The organism is Collinsella sp. AM38-1BH, assembly GCF_003467545.1.
Taxonomy (GTDB): domain Bacteria; phylum Actinomycetota; class Coriobacteriia; order Coriobacteriales; family Coriobacteriaceae; genus Collinsella.
This window is the reverse complement of sequence record NZ_QSHC01000026.1, coordinates 1-7,200: the sequence shown is the minus strand read 5'-3', so window position 1 is coordinate 7,200 and position 7,200 is coordinate 1. Positions and strand designations below refer to the sequence as shown.

At 59.2% G+C, this 7,200-nt stretch carries 6 protein-coding genes and 1 rRNA gene; all 7 read left to right on the top strand.

What is annotated here, in order from left to right; translation table 11 throughout:
* Positions 1-91: ribosomal RNA gene (gene rrf, locus DW870_RS09130) — 5S ribosomal RNA — on the top strand; the annotation flags it as partial.
* Between the two features lie 173 nt (positions 92-264).
* The gene (gene acpS, locus DW870_RS09125) at positions 265-804 is read left to right on the top strand and encodes a holo-ACP synthase (RefSeq protein WP_117877557.1); all 540 of its coding nucleotides are present in this window, start codon (positions 265-267) and stop codon (positions 802-804) included.
* Positions 805-2,421 carry an NAD(P)H-hydrate dehydratase gene (locus DW870_RS09120; RefSeq protein ID WP_082222952.1) on the top strand — a complete coding sequence of 539 codons (1,617 nt, stop codon included), beginning with the start codon at positions 805-807 and terminating at the stop codon, positions 2,419-2,421.
* Between the two features lie 2 nt (positions 2,422-2,423).
* Positions 2,424-3,569, top strand: a complete 1,146-nt coding sequence (alr, locus tag DW870_RS09115; RefSeq protein WP_117877555.1) for an alanine racemase — start codon at positions 2,424-2,426, stop codon at positions 3,567-3,569.
* Positions 3,570-3,577: 8 nt separating this feature from the next.
* The gene (locus DW870_RS09110; RefSeq protein ID WP_006235848.1) at positions 3,578-4,198 is read left to right on the top strand and encodes a uracil-DNA glycosylase; all 621 of its coding nucleotides are present in this window, start codon (positions 3,578-3,580) and stop codon (positions 4,196-4,198) included.
* A 12-nt stretch (positions 4,199-4,210) separates the two neighbouring features.
* On the top strand, positions 4,211-4,717 hold the full coding sequence (tsaE, locus tag DW870_RS09105; RefSeq protein WP_006235849.1) for a tRNA (adenosine(37)-N6)-threonylcarbamoyltransferase complex ATPase subunit type 1 TsaE: 507 nt from the start codon (positions 4,211-4,213) through the stop codon (positions 4,715-4,717).
* Entirely contained in the window at positions 4,704-7,088 is a 2,385-nt protein-coding gene (gene tsaD / locus DW870_RS09100; RefSeq protein WP_117877553.1) for a tRNA (adenosine(37)-N6)-threonylcarbamoyltransferase complex transferase subunit TsaD, read from the top strand. The genes tsaE and tsaD overlap by 14 nt, the downstream gene beginning before the upstream one ends.
* The last annotated feature ends 112 nt before the right edge of the window (positions 7,089-7,200 follow it).

Below are 7,200 nucleotides of genomic sequence, written 5' to 3'. Positions count from 1 at the left end.
CGCCCGGTCCCGTTCCGAACCCGGAAGCTAAGCCCCATCGCGCCGAGAGTACTGCGGGGTCAGCCCGTGGGAGGCCAGGGCGCCGCTGACCGGTGGACGGCACCGAGCCGTCATCGAACTTGGAAGGGGGAGGCCTCGCGGCCTCCCCTTTTTTTGCGTTTGCGGGCTTTTGTCTCACATAGTAGCTGTGTTTTATAACCCTCGTTTGTCGCATCTTCTGTGAACGGGCTACAATAACTTAGTCTGTGCGATATGGAGGTGAACATGGCTGAAGCTGGTATCGGCGTTGATATCGTCGAGATTTCCCGTATGAAATCAATTCTTGAAAAGACGCCGACGTTTGCTCGGCGTGTGTTTACCGAAGAAGAGCGTGCGTATTGTGATGCATCATCGCGTCCCGCTGCTCACTATGCCAGCCGCTTTGCTTCGCGCGAGGCGGTACTTAAAGCTCTCGGCACGGGTTTTAGTCAAGGCGTTGGTCGCAAGGATGTTTCGGTTACGCGTGATAAACTCGGCAAACCGAAGGCGCTGCTTTCGGGCCGTGCTCTCGAGATCGCTCAAGAGCTGGGTGTTGTTGAGGTCGCTCTTTCCATTACGCTTACAGGAGACTTAGCCGTTGCGAATGCAATCGCGATTACCGAAGATGCTCGGCCTAAGCCAAAAGAGGAAAAGGTGAGTACCAAGAAACGCGTAGCGCAGACATTTAAAGAGGCTCGCTCTGTTTTAGATGAGCTTGAGCAGCTGCAGAATTCAGCATTGACGGAGCACCTGGGCGATGCTTCGCAAGATACGCTAGGAGCATAGATGAAACCGGTTTTGAGTACCGAAGAAGTCGTTCGTCTCGAGGATATCATCGAACGCGAAGGGACTTCGAAGGCCGAGCTTATGGAGCTAGCGGGTGAGTTTGCCGCCAACGAGGTCTTGAAGCTCAATCCCGATCGGGTTCTCGTTCTGGTCGGTTTTGGTAATAATGGCGGCGACGGTTGGGTTGCCGCCGATATTCTGAGCCATAAGGGTGTGGACGTCGATATCGTTTCTCCGGTTGAGCCGGATGAGATTCCTGCTGCTCTGGCACGTCATGTTGCTCGTCGTACTGCCGGCCGCGATGTGCACGTTTGTGTCGGGCCCTCGCGTGACGAACTCGAGGTTTTGATCGATAAGGCCGATGTTGTTGTTGATGCCATTTTTGGTACCGGTTTCCACGGGAATCTGCGTGCGCCATTCTCCATCTGGATTCCTACGGTCAATGAATGCGCCGATTGTGTCGTATCCATTGATGTCCCCTCGGGCCTGAATGCCGAGACGGGCGTTGTTGATGACGACTGCATTCGTGCCGAGCATACGGTGACGATGATTGCGCCCAAGATTGGTCTGTATAGCGCTGATGGCCCTGAGTATGCTGGCGATTTGATCTGCGGCAATCTTTACGACCGTCTTGACGAGGTCATCGATGATGTCGACCACGCCGCCGAGATTGTCGAGCCCGGTGACTTAGTTGATTACTTTGCTCCACTACCTACGAATATCGATAAGTATTCCCGTGGCTCTGTGCTTATTGTCGCCGGATCTGCGCAATATCCTGGTGCTGCCATTATGGCGGCCAAGTCTGCAGCTCGCGCGGGTGCTGGTTACGTGGCAGTCGCGGCTCCTGACGCCTGCGCCAATCTTATTCGCATGGCACTTCCTTCGATTCCCGTCTTTGCTATTCCGTCTGATTCCCGCGGCTCCTTTGGCGCCGCTGCGCGCATGACTGTGTGCGAGATTGCAAAGAAGTACAGCTGTGTACTGTGCGGTCCCGGTATGACGACATCTGCCGGCGCTATGCAGGTGGTTTCGGGCTTGCTCGAGCTTGATGTGCCGCTTATTTTGGACGCCGATGCACTCAACTGCCTTGCTAAGATTGCCATTGACGGTATTGATAGTAATCCCGAGATGTATCGTCGCGAGCAGCCGTTGGTTATGACGCCGCACTATCGTGAGCTTTCGCGTCTGGTTGCCGGTGACGAGGTGAACGACCTTGGTACCGCGATTGCGGCCGCGCAGAAGGTTGTCTGGGCTGCAGGCTCCGACAATCTGGTGGTCATTGCCAAGGGGCCGACGACGGCTATCTGTGGCGTTGAGCGTGTGCTGCTGCCGCTCTCGGGTCCGGCTTCTCTGGCAACTGCCGGTTCGGGTGATGTTCTCGCGGGTATTTTGGCCGGCACGCTTGCCACCATGCGCGACGAGATGGATCGTTGGGAGTTGCTGTATTCGTACGCCGTCGCACTTCACAGCTACGCCGGTTTTGCCGCGGCGACGGAGTATGGTGAGAAGAGCGTCATCGCGACCGATCTTATCGACTTGATCGGTCCTGCCATGGAACTGGCGGCAAAGGATGCGCTCGAAGATCTGGGAATCATGGACGAAGGGTCGGATGACTAATCATGAATAAAGCCGATTTGACGCGCTGGTCCTGGGTCGAGATCGACCGCGGGGCGCTCCGTCGCAACACGAGGGCCTATAAGAACTTGCTGAATCCACGTCAGCGCCTGTGCTGCGTGGTCAAGGCCGATGCTTATGGTCATGGAGCTGTTGAGTGCGCCAAGATCATGTATTCGGCCGGTGCCGACATGTTTGCCGTGGCGACGGTTAACGAGGGCGTTGAGCTCCGACAGGGCGGGATTACGAAACCCATCCTCATCCTAAGCGAGCCGCCTATCGAGGCCATTCCGACGTTGCTCGAGTTTGATATCATGCCCTCGGTCTATACGTCTGACTTTGCTCTTGCGTATGGCGAATGTGCCGTCGCGGCGGGCAAAGTGGGCAAGTATCATCTCGCCATCGAGACGGGCATGAATCGTATCGGCGTTCACTACACGCAGGTGCTCGACTTTGTCCGCGGTATAAATTTCCATCGCGGTATTCAGTGCGACGGCGTATTTACGCACTTCGCCACGGCCGATGAACCTTCGGGCTGGGACTACAAGCTGCAGTGTCAGCGCTTTACCGAGGCCGTTCAGGCCATTAAGGATGCGGGTTTTGAGTGTGGTATCGTGCACTGCGCCAACACGCCGTCCTCGATGCTCGACCCCTCGATGCATTTTGATATGATCCGCGCCGGCGTTGGCTTGTATGGCATGCAGCCGTGCGAGCTGAGTGGCCGCGTGATGCAGCTTGATCCCGTTATGAGCGTCCATGCGCGTGTGACGCGCGTGGCACACCCTGCGATGGGTGAGGGTGTGGGCTACGGTTTTACCTACCGCGTACCGCGTACGCGCGTTCAGATCTGCACGCTGCCGATCGGTTATGCCGATGGCCTATCGCGTACGCTTTCCAATCGTATGGATGTGCTGTATCGCGGCGAGCGCGTGCATCAGGTTGGCAATATCTGCATGGACCAGTTTATGGTCGCCATTCAGTCCAACCCGGCACACGAGATTCCCGAGGCCGAGTATGGTGACGAGATGATCATTGTCGGCCGCGATGGCGATGCCGAGATTACCATGGACGAGATGGCCCGACTGCGCGGAACGATTAACTACGAGGTCGCCTGCGGCTTTGGCATGCGTCTCGACAAGATCTACGTGTAGGAGCCACTATGGGCGTCATGCACATCCCCGGCCATACCCATCAGGCGCCACGTGAGGTCGCACTCGAGGAAATTGAGGCCGTTCTGGGCGATTGTCACCTCTGCCAGCTCTACCAGTCGCGTCACAATATCGTGTTTGGCGTGGGAAACCCCCGCGCTCGCGTGATGTTTATTGGTGAGGCGCCGGGCCGCAATGAGGATTTGCAGGGCGAGCCCTTTGTGGGGGCGGCAGGCGAGGACCTCAACGGCATTTTGTCGCTGGCGGGGCTCAAACGCGAAGACGTCTACATTGCCAACGTGCTTAAGTGCCGCCCGCCGGGAAACCGCAATCCGCGTCCCGAGGAAGTGCTGGCTTGCTCGCCGTTTTTGCGTGAGCAGATTCGAAGCATCTGGCCTGATATTATCGTGACGCTCGGCAACCCCGCGACGCACTTTGTGCTTAAGACCGAGATTGGCATTACTAAGCTGCGCGGCAGGTTCCACCAGATGGGGCATTTTGTAGTAATGCCCACTTTTCATCCGGCAGCAGCGCTGCGCAATCCGGCGTGGCAGGAGCTGCTGGAGGAAGACTTTAAGATGCTGGGCGATTATCTGGAGCGACATCCCGCACCAGAGGACGCCTCGGAATAATAAGGAGCATATATGTCCCTGGAGCGCCTGGGGGTAGGTACTTACAAAACGACTTGCGCTGCCGATACGGAGTACTTTGGCGAGCTAATTGCACCGTGCCTTGAGGACGGCGATGTGCTCATCCTGACCGGTGGCCTGGGAGTGGGCAAAACTCACTTTACCAAGGGCGTCTCGCGCGGGCTGGGCGATGGGCATATGGTTACGAGCCCTACGTTTGCGCTCATGGCCGTTCACGATCAAGGTCGTATTCCGCTGTTTCACTTTGATCTATACCGCTTGGAGCATGCCTACGAGCTCGAGGATACGGGCATTTTCGATGTGCTGGGCTATGAGGGTGCCTGCCTGCTGGAATGGGGCGAACAATTCCAGGACGAGCTGACGGATGAGTATCTTTCGGTGACGCTCAAGCGTGATGAGGGCGACAGCGATGTGCGAACGATAACGCTTGAGGCGCACGGTGACCGCGCAATGGAGCTTTCCCATTTGATTGATAAGGCTGTACAAGATGAGCTTGCATAACGACAACGCGCTGGTGGTGGCGCTCGATACCTCGACCGACATGCTTGCCTGCGCGGCAAGCTGGATTGATGGGCAGACGGGCGAGACGAAGCTCGTGAGTGGCGACCACATGTGTCGCCGTCACGCCAACGTTGAGCTCGTGAATACCGTTGATGACGTGCTGGCTCAAGCCGGTCTGGATCGCAGCGATGTTGGTTGCTACGTGGTCGGCCGCGGCCCGGGGTCGTTTACGGGTGTGCGCATCGGCATCTCCACTGCCAAGGGCCTCGCGCGCGGTGCCAATGTTCCGCTGCTGGGCGTGTCGACGCTCGACGCTTGCGCTTGGACGGCGTGGAAGGCTGGTGTGCGCGGCAAGCTTGGTATCTTGGCCGATGCTATGCGCGGTGAGGTATATCCGGCGCTGTATATGCTGGTCGATGAGGGTCCCGAGCGTCAATTTGAGCGCGAACACGTGGTCAAGGCCGCCGTGGCGCTCGATGAGTGGCGCCAAGCAGCAGACTGGGACCAGGTTCAGCTGACCGGTGACGGTCTCGTGCGCTATGGCAAGCTGCTGGGTGAGGACGAGACCGCCCGCTGCGTGGAGCGCGACCTGTGGTGGCCTTCGGGCGAGGGCTTGCTGCTCGCGCACGCTGCGGGTGACGGCGATCCGGCCCGCGTCCTGCCGATTTACACGCGCCTTTCGGATGCCGAGGAAAACGAGCGCAAGCGTCTTGGTCTTGCCGAGAGTGCGCAGAGCGAAATTACGGGCGTTGCCGATGAGCTCGCCGGTCGTCATCTGCAGTTCCGTCCCATGGGCGCGGCGGATGCCGAGGGCGCGAGCGCGCTGGAGGCTGCCTGCTTTGAAGGTGCCGGACACGAGGCGTGGACGCCGGGCATGTTCCTGTCCGAACTGGGCGAGGACGTCGCTGCGCCGCGTAGTTGGTGGGTGGCACACGACGACGGCAAGCTACTGGGCCTTGCCGGCGGTATGGTCGTGGACGGTGATGTGCAGATTCTGGATGTCGCCGTCGACCCGGCACATCGCCGTGAGGGCATTGCCCGCAAGCTGCTGTCGCATGTGAGCTATGATGCCCAGATGCTCGGCTGCACCACGGCTTCGCTCGAGGTCGAGGACGGCAACGAGGGAGCGATCGCGCTTTATAACGCTCTGGGCTTTACCGAGGCAGGACGGCGCCGCGGCTACTATGGTGCCGGCAAGGATGCCATCGTCATGACGGCTCCGCTGCCCCTCGTGCTTCCGGTCGACAATGCTTCGCCCGAGCCGACGGCGGCAGAGCAGCGCGTATGGCCGCTGCCTGCTCCTGGGCGCTCCGAGGGGGAGCGTGCCGAAATTGAGCGCCGCCGCCTAGTGCTCGCTATCGAGAGTTCCTGCGACGAGACGGCCGTGGCGATTATCGATGCGGATGGCAATATGCTGGCCAACCAGGTGTCGACACAGATTGATTTCCATGCCCGCTTTGGCGGCGTGGTGCCCGAGATCGCCTCGCGCAAACACGTTGAGGTGATTGTGAGTGTCGTGGATGCGGCGCTCGAGGATGCCGCAGCATCGCTTGGCCTTGAGGGTGGAGCCATTGCTCCCAGCGAGCTTGCCGCCGTGGGCGTGACACAGGGTCCGGGCCTGGTGGGCGCCCTCGTGGTGGGCGTCGCCTTTGCCAAAGGCTTTGCCTACGCTGCCGGTAAGCCGCTCGTATGCGTCAACCATCTGGAGGGGCACCTGTTTGCCAACTTGCTGGCGCAGCCCGACCTCAAGCCGCCGTTCATCTTCACGCTTGTCTCGGGCGGGCACACCATGCTCGTGCACGTGAAGGCATGGGGCGACTACGAGGTACTTGGTGAGACGCTCGACGACGCTGTGGGCGAGGCCTTCGACAAGGTAGCCAAGGCATTGGGTCTGGGCTATCCCGGTGGCCCCATCATTTCCAAGCTGGCCGAGACGGGCAACCCCAAGGCGATCGATTTCCCCCGTGCGCTTAACAGCAGAGGAGACTATCGCTTCTCGCTTTCGGGCCTTAAAACCGCTGTGACGCTCTACATTGAACAGGAGACCAAGGCCGGGCGCACGATTCACCTGCCCGATCTGGCAGCTTCGTTTGAGGCAGCTGTCTTTGACGTGCAGTACAAGAAGGCCAAAAACGCATTGCACGCTACCGGATGCAAGGAATACTGCATTGGTGGCGGCGTCTCGGCCAACCCGCATCTGCGCGAGATGATGATCAAGAAGCTTGGGCGTCAGGGGATTCGCGTAACGGTGCCGCCCTTGTCTGCCTGCACCGATAACGCAGCCATGATCGCGGAGGTCGCTCGCCGTAAATTCGACCGAGGTGAAATCTCGCCGTTCGACGTCGACGCCGATCCAAACATGACGCTGTAGTCGTACGGGTGCGGTCCCCGGCGCTGCCCGGGCGCCAGCGGCCGCATATGAACTTTATCGCGAGTTCCGCACGAACAGGAGGCCACTTAATGTGGCCTCCGTCGTGAGCAGG

Coding starts and splice junctions, on each gene's coding strand:
- acpS (WP_117877557.1), top strand. CDS start 265: ATGGCTGAAGCTGGTATCGGCGTTGATATCGTCGAGATTTCCCGTATG.
- DW870_RS09120 (WP_082222952.1), top strand. CDS start 805: ATGAAACCGGTTTTGAGTACCGAAGAAGTCGTTCGTCTCGAGGATATC.
- alr (WP_117877555.1), top strand. CDS start 2,424: ATGAATAAAGCCGATTTGACGCGCTGGTCCTGGGTCGAGATCGACCGC.
- DW870_RS09110 (WP_006235848.1), top strand. CDS start 3,578: ATGGGCGTCATGCACATCCCCGGCCATACCCATCAGGCGCCACGTGAG.
- tsaE (WP_006235849.1), top strand. CDS start 4,211: ATGTCCCTGGAGCGCCTGGGGGTAGGTACTTACAAAACGACTTGCGCT.
- tsaD (WP_117877553.1), top strand. CDS start 4,704: ATGAGCTTGCATAACGACAACGCGCTGGTGGTGGCGCTCGATACCTCG.